The sequence below is a fragment of the Microbispora sp. H10949 genome (assembly GCF_014161435.1).
GTDB lineage: Bacteria > Actinomycetota > Actinomycetes > Streptosporangiales > Streptosporangiaceae > Microbispora > Microbispora triticiradicis.
Map to the genome: position 1 here is coordinate 483,310 of NZ_JABBWZ010000003.1, position 15,673 is coordinate 498,982.

The window sequence follows — 15,673 nt, forward strand, 5'->3', positions numbered from 1 at the left end:
GACGTGTTCGCACCGAAGCCGGAACGGTCAGTCGTCGCGATCCCGCCACCCGGAGACGGGCCCGGCTACTGGGCGGGCGCGCCCAGCGCCGTGAGCCGGGACGGGTGGATCTATCTGGCCTACCGGCTGCGCCGCCCGATCGGCTCCGGCCGGGGGTACGCCGTGGAGATCGCCCGGTCGGCCGACGGCGAGCGGTTCGAGCGGATCCTCACGATCACCAAGGACGAGATGAAGACCGAGTCGCTGGAGCGGCCCACGCTCGTGGCGACGCCCGACGGGTCGTGGCGCCTCTACCTGAGCTGCGCCACGTACGGCACCAAGCACTGGCGGGTCGAGATGATCGAGGCCGCCGACCCGGCGGAGTTCGACCCCGCCGACGCGCGGGTCGTGCTCCCCGGCGACCTCAAGACCGGCGTCAAGGACCCGGTCATCCTGCACCACGGCGGCGTGTGGCACCTGTGGGCGTCGTGCCACCCGCTGGAGGATCCCGACGAGGCCGACCAGATGGTCACCGACTACGCCACCAGCGCGGACGGGATCGCCTGGACCTGGCAGGGGACCGCGCTCGACCGGCGGCCCGGCCAGTGGGACTCCCGCGGCGTACGGGTGAGCGCGGTCACCTTCAGCGGGGAGACCGTCATCGCCTACTACGACGGCCGCGCGTCGGCGGCGGAGAACTACGAGGAGCGCACGGGCGTGGCGATCGGCCCCGACCCGTCCACCCTCACCGCGACCGGGACCGCGCCCGTCGCCCAGTCGGAGCACGGGGCGGGCGGGCTGCGTTACCTGTCGGTCGTGCCCGTGCCCGGCGGCCACCGGCTGTACTACGAGCTGACCCGCGCCGACGGGGGCCACGAGCTGCGCACCGAGCTGCGCTGACCACTGGCGGCTGCCCACCGCCGCCGCCCATCTCCGCCGACCACCACCGGGAGGGTCCGGGGGCGTCGGCGGACGGCCGGGCCGGGAGGCCGGGGCCGCGGGAGCCGGGTGGCGCGCGCCGGGTGGTGGGAGCCGGATGCGGGAGCGATGGCGGCCGGAGCACGAGCGGGGCTCGTGCTCCGGCCGGGTGGTCACCGCCCGGCCGGCGGGCCGTCCACGCCTCTGACGCGGCCGTTGCGGGCCTGCCGCTGGCCGTCCGGCCGGGCGCCCACCAGGCCGCCCGACCGCTCCCGGGGACGCAGCCAGTCGCCGAAGTCCTCCTCCAGCAGGTCGCGCAGCAGCGCGATGTCGGCGGCGAAGTAGGCCAGCAGCTCCTGGCGCTGCTCCCAGGTGAGCGGCCGCCGGGGCTGCGCGTCGCGCTGCAGCATCCGCTCCAGCGGACTGGTCAGCCGCTGGCCCAGGAAGGGGTCCCCGAGCCGGGCGATCCGGGCGAGGACCCGGTGCCTGCGGCTCTGCCGCGGATGGGCGGTGACGTTCTCCCTGGGCACCTCGCCGACGAGCCCCTGCTCCACCCCCAGGAAGGCGCAGATGCGGTCCAGCGTGTCGGCGGGCCGGTCGACCAGGTCGCGATAGCGGAAGACCAGTACCTGCTCGCGGGGGAACAGCGTGAACAGGTGCGCGAGCTGCTCGCCGTACCGGCCGAGGCCCACGTAGTGCCAGAACGGCGACCAGCCGTCCGCGACGCGCCGCTTCTCGGCGGCGCACGCCTCGATGACGTCGCCGATCGGCTCCAGGCCGGCCGACCACAGGTGCGTCCAGTTGGAGTGCGCCCGTTCCACCGGGTCGCGCAGCGAGACGATCAGCTTCGCGTCGGGGACGGTCTCCCTGATCCGCCGCTGGGCGTCCAGGTCGTACAGGTAGAAGGGGGTGGACTCGCCGGCGAGCGTCCCGGGCGGCGCGTCCGCGAAGAGCGCCTCGTAGTCGGCGCGCCGCCACACGTGCTCGCGGTAGGTCTCCGCGTCGCCCGGCCCGCCCTTGGCCGGCGGCGGGCCGTCGGTGAGGAAGAACTTCGGTTCCTTGACGGGTGACATGAAGAGCCCCGGGTGGCGGGCGAGCGCCGCGTGCAGGGCGGTGGTGCCGGCTTTCGGCACACCGATGACCAGGAAGTCGGGCAGAGCCATGGAAAAGTCCTCCTACTTTCCCGATTAGATTAGTTGGTTTTTGCCCCTTCCCAACGTGAAATCACCACAAATGGGTGTACCCGCTCAGCCGGCGACGAGCCGGATGCGGGTCGCCGGCCACCCGCGCCGCAGGGCGGCCGGGCGTCGCCCGCCGTCGAACCAGATCTCGAACCACACCTCGTTGCGTCCGCCCTCCCGGACCAGTCCCCACCGGTCGGAGAGCATGTCGAGCAGCGGCATGCCGCGCCCGCCCTGGCTCGACGCGTTCGGCAGCGGGTGACCGGCGCAGGGCGGCCCGGCGGAACCGTCGTCCTGCACGCCGATGCGCACCCGGTCGGGCAGGCACGACACGGTGAGGGTGAACGTGCCGCCGTTCCCCGAGCGGGAGTGGACGACGGCGTTGGTCGCGATCTCGCTCGTGAGCAGGACGCAGTCGTCGTGCCGGGGGTGGCCGCGCCCCAGGGCGGCCGACACGAGCCTGCGCGCCCGCCCCACCTGGTCCCGTCCGCCCGCGAGCCGCGCCACGCGGTTTCCCTCGCCGTCCCCCGAGATCTCCATAGCACTCCTTCAGCGTGGGAGCCGAGTCAGTCGCCGCAGAGTTGACGTCCGCGCGGGCGCCCGCGATGTCACGGGAAAGTAGGAGTGTCCTTGCCCGAGTCGCCGGAAAGTGTCCGGTATCGGGGGGTGGTAAGCGTCCGGGAAAGCGGCCCGGAAAGACGCCGCCCGGCGAAGCGGCCGGTCGCGGGACCGCGCCGGTTCCGGAAGCGTGCCGGTTCCGAAAAACACAGGGCGGCGGGGCCGGTTCCCCGGCCCGCCGCCCTGCGACGCGTACGGTCAGTTCAGGAGGCGTCGTGCGCCGCCCCGGCGGAGCCGTTGACGACGAGCACGCGCTCGCGCTCGGGCACCTCGATGGCCGGGAACGTGCCGGTGTCGACGATCCCGTGCTCCCGGTACGCCGCCTCGATCAGCGCGTACGCCTGGGGTTCGAGCTTCCACAGCGCCCGCCACTCCTTCGCCACCAGGAGCGGGATGCCGACCTCCTTGGCGATGTCGGCGGCCCGGGGGACGTACTTGCGCGCGATCTGCTGGTCCCAGTACTGCCGCGCGGTGCGCAACTGGGTCGCGCGCTGGGCGGTGTCGACGACGGGCGCCGGCTCGGCCGGGAGGTCCTCCTCCTCGTCGTCGATCAGCTCCGCGATGGTCGCGGCGGGCAGCGCCACCGGCGCGGGCGGCTCGGGCTCCGGCCCCCACGGCACCGGCGGGGCGAGGTCGATCAGCGCCGAGGTGTTGTAGAGGGCGCCGATCTGCGACAGCAGCGCCTCCTGCCGCTTCTCGTCCACGGCCAGCCCGGTGTACTCGACGGCCTGGTCCATCGCCTTGTCGAGCCTCGCCATCGCGGCGCGCATCTTGCGGTCCGGCGCCCCGGCCTCGCGCAGCGCCCGGACCCGCTTGGCGGCCAGTGCCACCCGGGTGAGCCTGCGGTGCGCGTCCACCTCGCTCGCCGTACGGTCGCTCACCTCGGCCAGGCCGACCCGGACCAGGATCCGCTCGGGGGTCAGCCGCCAGTTGATGCGGCCGCGGCCGGTGATGCGGACCCGCTCGATCGCCATGCCGCGTTCCCACAGCCAGGCGGCCACGAGCGGGGCGGCGAGCCGGAACACGGCCTCGGCGACGCTGCGGGCGTCCATGCTCGACAGGACCGCCGACAGGCAGGTGAGCGCCCAGACGGCGACGCCGTCGATGCCGGCGGAGTAGTTCTCCCGCATGTTGCGCCGGGCCCGTACGGCGCTGGTGATGACGGCGACCTCGATGAAGGCGAACAGCAGGAGCCGCAGCGGCCCGTCGAAGCCGAGCACGTCGCCGGAGAAGCGCCACATGCCCTGCGCGGACACGCCGGTCGCGATGCTGGCGGCGACGATGGTGAGGACGTCCTCGGTGGGCCGGCCGGCCGCCCAGCGGCGGAACAGGCGGATGAGGGCGCGGAGCGCGAAGAAGGCCAGGACCAGCAAGACCAGGGCGATGACGCTGATGATGACTGTCTCGACCGGATGGGCCGACACGAAGGCGGTTAGTTGGTCAATGGGGGGCATCAGTCACGGTCTCTCGATGTCCGATGGTTTTTCCCGAGATCATCCCAGAAGGGCAGGCCTCCGCGGGGGGAAACACGCCTGACTCGCGCCACTTGGCTCACGTCTGGTCACAGATACGCCTTTTTATTCACCATCGTCCGCCCGGCATCACCGGACACTCAGGAGGCGGGACCGGCGAGCCAGGCGTCCACGTCGCGGCGCAGCGCCCGCTTCGCCGCCTCCGGCGCGAAGGACGCGTCCACGGAGGCGCGGGCGAGCCCGGCCAGCACCGCGTCGTCGTAGCCGAAGACCTCCCGGACCCTGGCGTACTCGTCCGTCAGGGTGGTGCCGGTGACGGACGGGATGTCGGTGTTCAGCGTGACGGCGAGCCCCGCCTCGCGCAGCCGTGGGAACGGGTGGGCCGCGAGGCCGTCCACCAGGCCGAGCACGACGTTGGACGACGGGCACACCTCCAGGGGGATGCCCCGATCGCGCACCTCGGCGGTCAGATCCGGGTCCTCCAGCACCCGGACGCCGTGGCCCAGGCGCTCGGCCCGCCCGACCGTGATCGCCTCGCGGACGCTGCCGGGGCCCTCGATCTCGCCCGCGTGGTGCACGACGTGCAGGCCCGCGTCGGCCGCGTCGGCGAAGACCTCGGCGAACGGCGCCAGCGGGTAGGACTCCTCACCGGCCACTCCGACGCCGAGCACGCCGTCCCCGGCATACCGGGCCGCGAGCTCCACGGTGCGCCGGGCCCGCTCGACCGGCCGCCGCCGCGAGTGGTCGAGCAGCACCCCGCACTCCACGCCGTACGCCGCGCGCCCTTCGGCGAGGCCGGCGAGCACGGCCTCCAGCGGCATCTCCGGGGCGCCCAGCCGTTCGCCGTGCGAGGCCGCGGTGAAGGTCACCTCCGCCCACCGGGTGCCCTGCGCCGCCTCGTCCGCGCAGAACTCCACGGCGATCCGGTGGAAGTCCTCCGGCCGGACCAGGCACTCCCGTACGAGCGAACCGTGGTCGGCGAACTCGCGGAAGCCGGCGAAGGGCCCGGCGGGGCGGGCGGGCACGGGCAGGCCGTTGGCCGCCGCGATCTCGGCCAGCGTGTCCGGCCGGACCGTGCTCTCCAGGTGGACGTGCAGGTGGGCCTTGGGCAGCAGGGCGAGATCGCGCACGGCGGCAGCGTAGGCGCGCGGGCCCCGCCGCCGCACCCCGGTTTCCGGCCGCGCCCGGATGCCGGCGCCCGGATACCGATGCCCAGGTGCCGGCGCTCAGGTGCGGGTGCCCGGGTGCCGGTCCTCAGATGTCGAGGCCGAGGCGGGAGATGGGCTCGACGAGCTCCTCCTCCTCGTACCGCAGGTGCGACAGCAGCACGTCCGACAGCAGGTCCACCTGCGCGCGGACGCCGTCGAGCCGGTCCGGGTCCTCGATCATCGCCACGAGCGCGGCGTCCAGGCCGGTCAGCACCTCGGCGATCACCTCGTGCTCCTGCTCCAGCCGCTCGACCACCGGCGCCAGCGACCCCTGCGCCGCCGCCAGCATCGGGAACATGTGCTCGTCCTCGATCGTGTGGTGGGTGGTCAGCAGCCGGCAGTACGACGCGCAGAAGGTGCCCAGCGTCCAGTAGTTCTGCCGCATGGTGAGCTCGTTGATCATCGAGCGGAGCGCCGCGGCGTCGGAGCGGCCCGCGGCGACCTGCTCCAGCGCGTCCCTGATCTGGGTCAGCTCGCGGCGCAGGTGATCGTGGATGAGCACGAGCCGCTGCCCGGCCGCCCGCTGCTGCGGCGTCAGCGCGGCGGGATCCCGCTTGGGCAGCCGCGGCCGGGTGGCCTCGTCCAGGGCGGCCGGCGCCGAGGCCGCGGCCCGCCGGCCGGCGGGGGCCACCGCGTCCTCGTCCGCCCGTCCGGCCCGTCCGCGCTCCCGTGCCACCGCCTCGCGTACGGCGGGGGCGACCTCCTCGGCGAAGACCTTGAGGTCCCTGTCGTCGTTTACCGCGAGCACGAAGACGCTCATGCCGTGGTCCCGCACGAGACCGGCGAGCCGCTCGGCCCACACGGCGGGCGGCCCGTTCAGGAACCCCTCCCCGGCGGCGCCGGAGAACCGTCCCTCGATGTTGTAGACGCGGCGGATCCCGGCGGGATCGCGCCCGGCCCGTTCGGCGGCGGCGTCCAGGATCGCCGTCATCGCGCCCAGATCGTCCGGCGCGGCGTACCCCGACGAGGGCACCCAGCCGTCGCCGAGCCGCCCGGTCAGCTCCAGCATGCGCCGCTTGTACGCGCCGATCCACAGCCCGATCGGATGCGGGGGGAACGGCCCCGGCCGCGCGCCCTCCAGCCGGTAGTGCCGGCCGTCGAGCCGCACGCCCTCGCCGGGCGTCCACAGCGCGCGCAGGACCGCGACGGCCTCCTCCAGCGCCTCGACCGCGTCGCCGGGGTCGCGGCGCGGACCGCCCATGGCCGCGACGCCGTCCCAGAACGCCCCGGCCCCGAGCCCCAGCTCCACCCGGCCGCCGCTGAGGATGTCGAGCGACGCGGCGGCCCGGGCCAGCACCGCGGGCGGCCGCAGCGGGAGGTTCACCACGTCGGGGAACAGCCGCACCCGTTCCGTGCGCGCCGCGAGCACCGACAGCAGCGTCCAGGTGTCCAGGAACGACGGCTGGTACGGGTGGTCCTGGACGCCGATGACGTCGAGGCCCAGCTCGTCGGCCAGCACGGCCTGCCGGACGATCCGGTGGTGTCCCGCCGCGTCCGGCCTGAGGAAGGCCCCGAACCACAGGTCATGCCCAAAATCGGCCATTAATTCGCTACCTTTCCGCGTCCCGACCCGGGAGCCTACCTTTGTGAAAAGATCCGGCGACATGACCCCGGCGGCCCCCGCGGGCAGCATCCTGTCCGTCGTCGCCGGCTCACGCGCGTACGGGCTGGAGACGGGGGAGTCGGACGTCGACCGGCGCGGCGTGTTCGTGACGCCCACGGCGAGGTTCTGGCGGCTCGACAAGCCGCCCGACCACGTGGAGGGGCCGCTGCCCGAGCAGTTCTCCTGGGAGGTCGAGCGGTTCTGCGTGCTCGCGCTGGAGGGCAACCCGGCCGCGCTGGAGTGCCTGTGGTCGCCGCTCGTCGAACTGGTCACCCCGCCGGGGGAGCGGCTGCTGGCGATCCGCCGGGCGTTCCTGTCGCGCCGGGCGGAGCGGGCCTTCGCCGGCTCCGCGGACCGGCAGTTCCGCCGCCTCCGCCCGGACGACCCGCCGCGGCCCGGCGGCGACGTGAGGCGGTGGAAGATGGCCATGCACATGATCCGGCTGCTGCTCGGCGCCTCGTCTCTGGCCCGGCACGGGGAGCCGCTGGTCCGCGTGGGCGCCCACCGCGACCGGCTGCTGGCCGTACGCCGGGGGGAGACGCCCTGGCCCGAGGTGCTGGAGTGGCGCGGGCGCCTGCTGGCGGAGCTGGCTCGGCTGGACGACCGGTCCGGGAGCGCGCTGCCGGACCGGCCGGACCGGACGGCCGCCGAGGAGTTCCTGATCGAGGTGCGGAGGTCGGCTCTGTGATCGTCCCGAAGCTGATCGTCCCGAAGCTGATCGTCCCGAAGCTGATCGTCCCGAGGGTGAGCGTGACGAGAAGAAACCGTGACGGGAGGGGACCGTGGCGCGAGGTGAGTGTGACGGGAGGGGAGGCGCCGTGACCGCCGTCCTGCCGTCCTGGCTGCCCGAGGTGGCCGCGGGCGAGCGGCATCCGCTCGCCTTCGCCACCGTGAGCGGCGCGCACCTCTACGGATTCCCCTCGGTGGACTCCGACGTCGACCTGCGGGGCGTGCACGTGCTGCCCGCCGAGGAGGTCGTCGGCCTGCGCACGGGCGAGGAGACCGTGATCAGGACGTGGGTGCGCGAGGGCGCGGAGGTCGACCTCGTGACCCACGACCTGGCCAAGTTCTGCCGCCTGCTGCTCGGCCGCAACGGGTACGTGCTGGAACAGCTCCTGTCGCCCCTGGTCGTGCGGACGTCCCCGCTGCACGAGGAGATGCGCTCCCTCGCGGCCGGCTGCCTCACCCGGCACCACGCGCATCACTACCTGGGCTTCGCCCGCACCCAGCGGCGGCTGTTCGACCGTACGGGAGAGCTGAAGCCGCTGCTGTACGCGTTCCGGGTGCTGCTGACGGGCATCCGCCTGATGCGCACCGGAGAGCTCGTCGCCGACCTGACCCTGCTCCTCGACGGCGCGCCGTCCTACCTGGCCGGCCTGATCGCGGCCAAGCGCGCGGCGGAGCACGGCGCGCCGCCGGACGACGCGCCCGGCCGGGAACGTCTCGCGGCCGACCTCGACGCCCTCACCGCGGCCCTGGAGGACGCCGGGGCCTCTTCCACGCTGCCGGACGCCCCTTCGGCCCACGACGCCCTGCACGATCTCGTCGTACGGACCCGCCTCGCCGGGCGGTGAGAAGGGCCCAGGGAAGGCCGGAAAAGCCGGAGAAAGGCCGCCGAAACGGGACGGGACACGCGAACAATGTGGGGTGCCGCCCCGCGTCGCGGGCTCATCACGGATAATGGGCCAAGCCGCCATCACACCAGGAGAACGCTTTGACCACCCAGACCGGCAAAGACAACCTCGACCTGGCCGCGAGCGCGGAGGCACTGGCCGACAGCGCGCCCACCGGATCGCTGCGTCACGCGGCCGCCAAATCGGTCGCGATCACCTTCGCCACGACCCGTGACGCCGCCCAGGCGCGCGACACGTTGAACGGCCTCGCTCCCGACGACGTACGGCGGGCCGCGCTGGAGCTCTTCGACGAGCTCTTCGCCCGGGCCGACTGACTCGCGGGCCTTGGGAGACCGACCGTCCGGGGGCCCGGCCGGTCGTCCCGTCGCCGTGCCCATGGCCGCCCTCCGGCTGACGGAGGCCGTGCGTGCGAGACCAGATCGTCAGGAGCCGGCCGGCGCCGGGGAGCGCCGCCGAGGGCGAGCCGGCCCCTGCCCCCGTGACGCTGCTGACCTTCGGGCACGGCACCGCGCCGCGTGCGGAGTTGATCCCGCTGCTGCGCGGCGCGGGCGTGCGGCAGGTGGTGGACGTCAGGACCGCCCCCGGCAGCAGGCGCAACCCCGACGCCGCCCGCGCGGCGCTGTCGGGCTGGCTGCCGGACGCGGGGATCAGCTACCGCTGGGAGAGCCGGCTGGGCGGGTTCCGCAGGGCCGCTCCGGACTCGCCCGACGTCTTCTGGGAGAACGCCTCGTTCCGGGGATACGCCGGACACACCCGGCAGCCGGAATTCCTGGCCGCCGTCGCCGATCTGCTGGCGGGGGCGCGCACGGCCCGGACGGCCGTCATGTGCGCGGAGAGCCTGTGGTGGCGCTGCCACCGGCGGATCATCGCCGATTTCGTGATCCTCGCGCGGGGAGCCCGGGTGCTGCACCTGTCGCATGACGGACGGCTCACCGAACACGTGCCGGCCTCCGGCGCCCGCCTCCGCGACGACGGTCTCCTCGTCTACGACCAGACCTGACCCGCCGCCCCAAGCCGCTCCGACCGCCCCCGGCCGTACTGTCGGCGCCTCGTCTCGATCTCCGCCGAGCCTGTCGGCGGGAGCTCTGCGATCATGCTGCCACGGCGGCAGGCCGATGGCTTTCAGGGGTCGCCGGGGTGGGTTCGTGCGACTCTCGCGGCACCTGCGCAACGCAGTTGAGGGGAAGAGATTGCGGCATTCAGAGCGTCTGTGGCATCTCGCGTACAAGTACGGCATGGGCTCGTGCTTCAGCGGACTGTGGGTGAAAGGTCTCGAAATAGCAGAAATCGCTAGGCGGCTGGGTGCCGACAGCGTCGGTGAGCAATGCGACTGGGGGAATCTAATGAAGGGCTCCCAGCACGACGAAGAGGAAGGGATCATCTGGGGTGGTCGCCTCAATGACGAGTGGACGCAGATCATCGAGATCCGGCGATACAGGGGTGCCGACGCACTACCGGAGCTGTCGATGGGGCAGGGCGCGGCAATTTCCGTAGGCTGGCACGTGAACGGGCCCCAGGACATTCTTTATGCGGCCGGCGGCCGCTACGTGACCGCGTTCGACGTGACGAGCCCGGGCCGGCGCCATGGCTCGGACCCTCGCGCACTTGACGCATACGCCGACGGGCTGCAGTTCGACTGGGACGACCCGACGTGGAGGGACGATCCCGGCCTGCTTCCGGGATGGCTGGAGTTCAGCGCTGCCGAAGAAGCACTTGAGGAGGGCGAGATCTCCGAGGAGGAGTTCTATGAGAATATGCGGCCGGAGTGGGAAGATTATGTGACCCTCACCCTGAACGGCTACAGTCCTCCGCTGGCCACCTGCCTCACCTCCGCGCTGGTTCTCGTGGGGAGGGTCACAGGGCGAGAACTGGATGACGAGTGGATGGCCGGAACTCACGCACGATTCGTCCTGTCTGCGGATTGAGAGTCGCTTGCTGACATACGGCAGTGCTGAAGCTCGCGACCGGAACTGTCGGCACTCCTGACATTGCGGACGTCGCTCACCTGTAGGTCTGCCACCTGGCGGTGAGGTCGCCGGCCTTGAAGCTGCGCATGCGGTGCTCCCACTGCGGACGGATCGCGGGATTGCTTCGCAGGATGGGCAACACGCTGGTGACCAGTTTGAGCTCACGGAGCCGACGCAGGACCGGAAAACCTTCCCATCGGGTCACGTCGAAGCCGTACTCCTCCGACAGGGGGCCGTGTTCGTCCTTCGGATAGTCCATGCACAGGCTACCGACCGCCACCGGGGTCAGGTCCCACTCGCGCGGGCCGATCGTCGTACCGTCGAAGTCGCACAGCGCGGGCCCGTGCGGGCCGGCGACGACGTTTCCGAGGAACGCGTCCCCGTGGATGATCCCGGGCTTGAGCACATAGCTGAGGCCGGCGAGCCGGCCTTCGATCTCGTCGCATTCGTGCCGCAGGAAGGCGTGGTCGTCGGCGGACAGGTCTTCCGGCTCGTCCAGGCGCTGGCGTATTTCCGTCATCGGCCGCCACTGGAGCAGGTCCGGCGGCGGATCCGTCAGGGCGTGCAGGCGTCGCAGAAGAGACCCGAGATCCCTGCCGTCGGGGCGCCGGCCGACCTCCGGCATATACTCCCACAAGGTGATCACATGCCCGTCCACGCGCAACGGCTGCTCCACGCCGGACAGGAGCCGGACCGCTGGGAAGTCGTGCCGCGCCAGCCAGCGGGCGACCCGGACCACCGTCGGCACGCGGGCGCGGGCGGCCGTGGACCCGGCTATACGCACGACGACGGACGCCTGACGAAGGCGGAAGACCGCGTTGTTGGTGAACTTGATCAGCTCGGCGTCCTGCGAGGAGGGCCCCGCGCGGGCGCAGACGGCCTCCAGCAGCCCGTCGAGCCTCTCGCGCTGAGCGCACCGGCGGCGGAGGTCGTCGTCATGCCGCCCGCAGGGCCGAGATGCGCTGCGCGAGGTCACGGGCATCGGAATGGCGGGCTGCCCGGCCCATGGCGACCTCCTCAGCCATGCGTGGGGCGTCGCCTCCGGGCGTCGCGACGGCAAGGTCGTCTGGTTCTCGATCGCTCTGCCTCACGCCCGCCGGGCCGTTCCCGATCCGCTCCCCGTACGCGGGGCGGCGGGATGTGCGGTGTGCGGCCCGGATACGCCGATGGCCCCCTCGATCGAGGGGGCCATCGGCGGTGGTGGGCGATACTGGGATTGAACCAGTGACCTCTTCCGTGTCAGGGAAGCGCTCTCCCGCTGAGCTAATCGCCCTTGGTGAACCAAGAGGTGGAGACGGGATTTGAACCCGTGTACGCGGCTTTGCAGGCCGCTGCCTCGCCTCTCGGCCACTCCACCGGGTTGATCTCCGAGCGGAAGACGGGATTCGAACCCGCGACCCTCACCTTGGCAAGGTGATGCTCTACCACTGAGCCACTTCCGCGTCCCGGCTCTCGGCCGGACTCACGCGAAGCACTTTATCCAATCTCCGGCGACTCCCCAAATCAGCGGTGTTCGCCCTGCTCACGCTGTGAGTCCGGATGGCCCTCGGGTGTCGTGGGAGCCGGACTCCGGCTGATGGGGCCGGGACGGGAGGGGCTGGAGAGGATCCTCGGATGTAAGGACCTAATCTAAAATACGGTGGTTACCAAACGAAGGGGTGGGACGATGCACGACGACGAGGTCGTGGCCGTCGGTCCCGGGCCGCTCGCCTTCGCCGACGTGGTCCGCGTCGCGAGGGACGGAGCGCCGGTGCGGCTGACGGACGACGCGATCGCCGAGATGGCCGCGTCGCGGGGGAGGATCGAGGAGCTGGCCGAGGCCGACACCCCGGCGTACGGCGTCTCCACGGGCTTCGGCGCGCTCGCCACCCGGCACATCGACCCCTCGCTGCGCGCCCGGCTCCAGCGCAGCCTCGTCCGCTCGCACGCGGCGGGCTCCGGGCCCGAGGTGGAGACCGAGGTCGTCCGGGCCATGATGCTGCTGCGCCTGCGCACGCTCGCCACCGGGCACACCGGCGTACGCCCGGTCACGGCCCGGGTGCTGGAGTCGCTGCTGAACGCCCGGCTCACCCCGGTCGTCCACGAGTACGGCAGCCTCGGCTGCTCGGGGGATCTCGCGCCGCTCTCCCACGTCGCCCTGACGGTCATGGGCGAAGGGGTCGTGCGGGACGCCGGGGGACGCCTGCGGCCGGCCGCCGAGGCGCTCAAGGAACACGGCGTCGAGCCCGTCGAGCTCGCCGCCAAGGAAGGGCTGGCCCTGGTCAACGGCACCGACGGCATGCTCGGCATGCTCGTGCTGGCGCTGCACGACCTGTCCACGCTCCTCACCACCGCCGACATCGGCGCGGCCATGAGCGTGGAGGCGCTGCTCGGCACCGACTACGTGTTCGCGGCCGATCTCCAGGCGTTGCGGCCCCACCCCGGCCAGGCCCTGGCCGCGGCCAACATGCGGGCGCTGCTCGCGGGATCGGGCGTGATGGCCTCGCACCGCGACGGCTCGTGCACCCGCGTCCAGGACGCCTACTCCCTGCGCTGCGCGCCGCAGGTCGCCGGGGCCGCCCGGGACACCCTCGCCCACGCGTCGGCCGTGGCCGCCCGGGAGATGGCGAGCGCGATCGACAACCCGGTGGTGCTCGCCGACGGCCGGGTGGAGTCCAACGGCAACTTCCACGGCGCCCCCGTGGCGTACGTGCTGGACTTCCTGGCCATCGCGGTGGCCGACCTCGCCTCGATCTCCGAGCGGCGCACCGACCGCATGCTCGACGTGGCCCGCAGCCACGGCCTTCCGGCGTTCCTCGCCGACGATCCGGGCGTCGACTCGGGCCACATGATCGCGCAGTACACCCAGGCGGCGATCGTGTCCGAGCTCAAGCGGCTGGCGGTCCCGGCGAGTGCGGACTCGATCCCGAGCTCCGCGATGCAGGAGGACCACGTCTCGATGGGCTGGTCGGCCGGGCGCAAGCTGCGCCGCGCCGTCGACGGGCTCACCCGCGTGCTCGCGATCGAGGTGCTCACCGCCGCGCGGGCGCTCGACCTGCGCCGGCCGTACGAACCGGCGCGGGGGACGGGCGCGGTCGTCGCGGCGCTGCGCGAGGCGGTGGCCGGACCCGGGCAGGACCGCTTCCTGGCGCCGGAGATCGAGGCGGTCGTCCGGCTCGTCGCGAGCGGCACCGTGGCCGCCGCCGCCGAGTCCGTCGTCGGGCCCCTCGCCTGACCGGCCCCTACCGGAAGGCCGTCACCCCTGCCCGGGCGCGGAGCCCGCGCTCGCCGCGAAGGGAAAGACGGCCGTGAGATCCTCGCCCGCCAGGCCTGCCGCGACCGCCTCCGCCAGCCGGTCGCGGGCCGCGGCGGCCACCGACTGGACCACCCCCGGCCCCTCGGTCGCCAGCCGCAGGTCCTTGGCGGCCAGCCCCAGGGCGTACCGCGTCTCGAACGGGCCCGACTCGGCCACGGGTCGCAGCCGCTCCGCCAGCGCGGCCAGCGGGGTCGCCCCGAGGACGTCCAGCAGGGCGGTCCGGCCGACGCCCAGCGCGTCCGCGTACGCCAGGGTCTCGGCCAGGTTCACCTGGGCGGTCACCACCATGCTCATCACCGCGAGCTTGGTCGAGGCCCCCGCTCCCGGCCCGCCCGCCTCGTGCACCGTGCCGAAGACGGGCAGCACGTCCGCCACGCGGTCGAGATCCTCCCGCCGGCCGCCGGTGAGCACGACCAGCGTCCCTTCGGCCGCGGGGCCCACGCTGCCGAGCACCGGCGCGTCGACCAGCCCCACGCCCTCGGGGAGCAGCCCGCGCAGCCGCCGCACCGCGTCCGGGCCGATCGTGGACATCTCCACCAGCACCGACCCCGGCCGCAGCCCCGGCAGCGCCGCCCGCACCACCTCGAAGACCGCGTCGGGATCGCTCAGCATGGTGATCACGATGTCCGCCCCCGCGACGGCCTCGGCCGGGGAGGGGGCCGCCTCCGCGCCCGGCACGTCCCGTGGCGTACGGTTCCACACGGCCACCTTGTGACCGGCGGTGACGAGGCGTCCGGCCATTGGGACGCCCATGCGTCCCAGCCCCAGAAAAGCAATCATGTCCTGGGACGTTATGGGAGGAACAATCCATTCCACCAGCGACTAGATTGCATGGCACTCATCTCCCTCGCTCATGGATCGGAGCATGTTCGACACCGACGCGCTTGTGCTGCTCGACGTCGTGGCCCGCACCGGGTCGTTCACCGCGGCCGCCCTGCAGCTCAACTACACCCAGTCAGCCGTGTCCCGGCGCATCGCGACCCTGGAGGCCCAGGCGGGCGGCCCGCTGTTCGCGCGGCTGCCCCGGGGGGTACGGCTGACGCCGGCGGGCCGGACACTGCACCGCTACGCCCGTGAGGTGCTCGAACGGCTCGGCCGGGCGGGGGAGGAGCTCGCCGCGATCCACCAGGGCACGGGCGGGCGGCTGCGCGTCGGAGCCTTCGCCACCGCGAACGCCGTGCTGGTGCCCGCCGCCCTGCGGGAGCTGCGCGCGGCCCGCCCGGAGGTGACCGTCACCATGGTCGAGGGCCTCAGCACCCACCTCATGGACGGCCTGGGCCGCGCCGAGATCGACATCGCGGTGGTCAGCGACTACCCCTCCGGCCTCGGAGCCGGGCCGGAGGTCGAGGTCACCCGCCTGATGGAGGACGAACTGCTCGTCGCGCTCCCCGGCGACCATCCGCTGGCCGGAAGGGGGACGGTCGACCTGCGCGACCTGCGGGACGAGAGCTGGATCGAGGGCGCCCCTCCCGGCACGGTGACCATGCTCGGCGCCGCCTGCGCCCGGGCGGGTTTCGCGCCGAGGGTCGACCTGCGGATCGCGGAGTGGACCGGCAAGCTCGGCTACGTGGCGGCCGGGCTCGGGGTGACGCTCGTCCCGGCCATGGCCGCGCCTGCCGTACGGCCCGACGTGGCGCTGCGCTCGCTCGGCGAGTTCGCCCCGCGGCGGACGGTCTACGCGGCCCTGCCGCGCACCGCGCCCCTGCCCGCCGCGTCCGCGCTGCTCGGCCTACTGGGCGAAGGGGCCGGTCTCCGGGCGGTGGGACGCGCCTGACGGACGACGGCCCCGCCGCTGAGG

The 15,673-nt window shown here is 73.2% G+C and carries 15 protein-coding genes and 3 tRNA genes; 8 read left to right on the forward strand and 10 right to left on the reverse strand.

What is annotated here, in order from left to right; genetic code table 11:
• The first annotated feature begins 3 nt into the window (after positions 1-3).
• The gene (locus HHX40_RS09610) at positions 4-879 is read left to right on the forward strand and encodes a hypothetical protein (RefSeq protein WP_111700242.1); all 876 of its coding nucleotides are present in this window, start codon (positions 4-6) and stop codon (positions 877-879) included.
• A 191-nt stretch (positions 880-1,070) separates the two neighbouring features.
• Here the strand turns inward: HHX40_RS09610 and HHX40_RS09615 are convergent, their stop codons facing one another.
• The 5 genes from HHX40_RS09615 to HHX40_RS09635 all read right to left on the reverse strand — a co-directional run bounded on the left by HHX40_RS09615 (position 1,071) and on the right by HHX40_RS09635 (position 6,919).
• Positions 1,071-2,060: a sulfotransferase family protein gene (locus HHX40_RS09615; protein ID WP_182880231.1), complete on the reverse strand. Its 990-nt coding sequence runs from the start codon at positions 2,058-2,060 to the stop codon at positions 1,071-1,073.
• An 84-nt stretch (positions 2,061-2,144) separates the two neighbouring features.
• Positions 2,145-2,618: an ATP-binding protein gene (locus tag HHX40_RS09620; RefSeq protein WP_111700240.1), complete on the reverse strand. Its 474-nt coding sequence runs from the start codon at positions 2,616-2,618 to the stop codon at positions 2,145-2,147.
• Positions 2,619-2,899: 281 nt separating this feature from the next.
• Entirely contained in the window at positions 2,900-4,150 is a 1,251-nt protein-coding gene (locus tag HHX40_RS09625; protein ID WP_111700239.1) for a hypothetical protein, read from the reverse strand.
• A gap of 158 nt (positions 4,151-4,308) precedes the next feature.
• Positions 4,309-5,298, reverse strand: coding sequence for an adenosine deaminase (gene add / locus HHX40_RS09630; RefSeq protein WP_182880232.1), 990 nt, complete (start codon positions 5,296-5,298; stop codon positions 4,309-4,311).
• Positions 5,299-5,422: 124 nt separating this feature from the next.
• Positions 5,423-6,919: an LLM class flavin-dependent oxidoreductase gene (locus HHX40_RS09635; protein WP_182880233.1), complete on the reverse strand. Its 1,497-nt coding sequence runs from the start codon at positions 6,917-6,919 to the stop codon at positions 5,423-5,425.
• 61 nt (positions 6,920-6,980) lie between these two features.
• Here HHX40_RS09635 and HHX40_RS09640 point away from each other — a divergent pair, with 61 nt between their 5' ends.
• The 5 genes from HHX40_RS09640 (at position 6,981) to HHX40_RS09660 (ending at position 10,538) form a co-directional block, all read left to right on the forward strand.
• Positions 6,981-7,667: a DNA polymerase beta superfamily protein gene (locus HHX40_RS09640; protein WP_182880234.1), complete on the forward strand. Its 687-nt coding sequence runs from the start codon at positions 6,981-6,983 to the stop codon at positions 7,665-7,667.
• A 130-nt stretch (positions 7,668-7,797) separates the two neighbouring features.
• The gene (locus tag HHX40_RS09645) at positions 7,798-8,553 is read left to right on the forward strand and encodes a DNA polymerase beta superfamily protein (RefSeq protein ID WP_182880235.1); all 756 of its coding nucleotides are present in this window, start codon (positions 7,798-7,800) and stop codon (positions 8,551-8,553) included.
• A 140-nt stretch (positions 8,554-8,693) separates the two neighbouring features.
• Positions 8,694-8,927 carry a hypothetical protein gene (locus tag HHX40_RS09650; protein ID WP_138460151.1) on the forward strand — a complete coding sequence of 78 codons (234 nt, stop codon included), beginning with the start codon at positions 8,694-8,696 and terminating at the stop codon, positions 8,925-8,927.
• A 92-nt stretch (positions 8,928-9,019) separates the two neighbouring features.
• On the forward strand, positions 9,020-9,613 hold the full coding sequence (locus HHX40_RS09655; RefSeq protein ID WP_220498887.1) for a DUF488 family protein: 594 nt from the start codon (positions 9,020-9,022) through the stop codon (positions 9,611-9,613).
• 145 nt (positions 9,614-9,758) lie between these two features.
• Positions 9,759-10,538, forward strand: coding sequence for a DUF6461 domain-containing protein (locus HHX40_RS09660; RefSeq protein ID WP_182880236.1), 780 nt, complete (start codon positions 9,759-9,761; stop codon positions 10,536-10,538).
• Positions 10,539-10,614: 76 nt separating this feature from the next.
• Here the strand turns inward: HHX40_RS09660 and HHX40_RS09665 are convergent, their stop codons facing one another.
• The 4 genes from HHX40_RS09665 to HHX40_RS09680 all read right to left on the reverse strand — a co-directional run bounded on the left by HHX40_RS09665 (position 10,615) and on the right by HHX40_RS09680 (position 12,022).
• Positions 10,615-11,556, reverse strand: a complete 942-nt coding sequence (locus HHX40_RS09665) for an aminoglycoside phosphotransferase family protein (RefSeq protein WP_310738010.1) — start codon at positions 11,554-11,556, stop codon at positions 10,615-10,617.
• A gap of 222 nt (positions 11,557-11,778) precedes the next feature.
• A tRNA-Val gene (locus HHX40_RS09670) sits at positions 11,779-11,853 on the reverse strand.
• A 13-nt stretch (positions 11,854-11,866) separates the two neighbouring features.
• Positions 11,867-11,937: transfer RNA gene (locus tag HHX40_RS09675), tRNA-Cys, on the reverse strand.
• Between the two features lie 13 nt (positions 11,938-11,950).
• Positions 11,951-12,022 (reverse strand) — tRNA-Gly (locus tag HHX40_RS09680).
• 224 nt (positions 12,023-12,246) lie between these two features.
• On the opposite strand from HHX40_RS09680, the gene hutH reads away from it, so the two are divergent.
• On the forward strand, positions 12,247-13,794 hold the full coding sequence (hutH, locus tag HHX40_RS09685; protein ID WP_182880238.1) for a histidine ammonia-lyase: 1,548 nt from the start codon (positions 12,247-12,249) through the stop codon (positions 13,792-13,794).
• A gap of 21 nt (positions 13,795-13,815) precedes the next feature.
• Here the strand turns inward: hutH and HHX40_RS09690 are convergent, their stop codons facing one another.
• Complete coding sequence (locus tag HHX40_RS09690; RefSeq protein ID WP_182880239.1) at positions 13,816-14,655, reverse strand: NAD(P)-dependent oxidoreductase; 840 nt, start codon at positions 14,653-14,655, stop codon at positions 13,816-13,818.
• Positions 14,656-14,740: 85 nt separating this feature from the next.
• On the opposite strand from HHX40_RS09690, the gene HHX40_RS09695 reads away from it, so the two are divergent.
• On the forward strand, positions 14,741-15,649 hold the full coding sequence (locus tag HHX40_RS09695) for a LysR family transcriptional regulator (protein WP_111700233.1): 909 nt from the start codon (positions 14,741-14,743) through the stop codon (positions 15,647-15,649).
• The last annotated feature ends 24 nt before the right edge of the window (positions 15,650-15,673 follow it).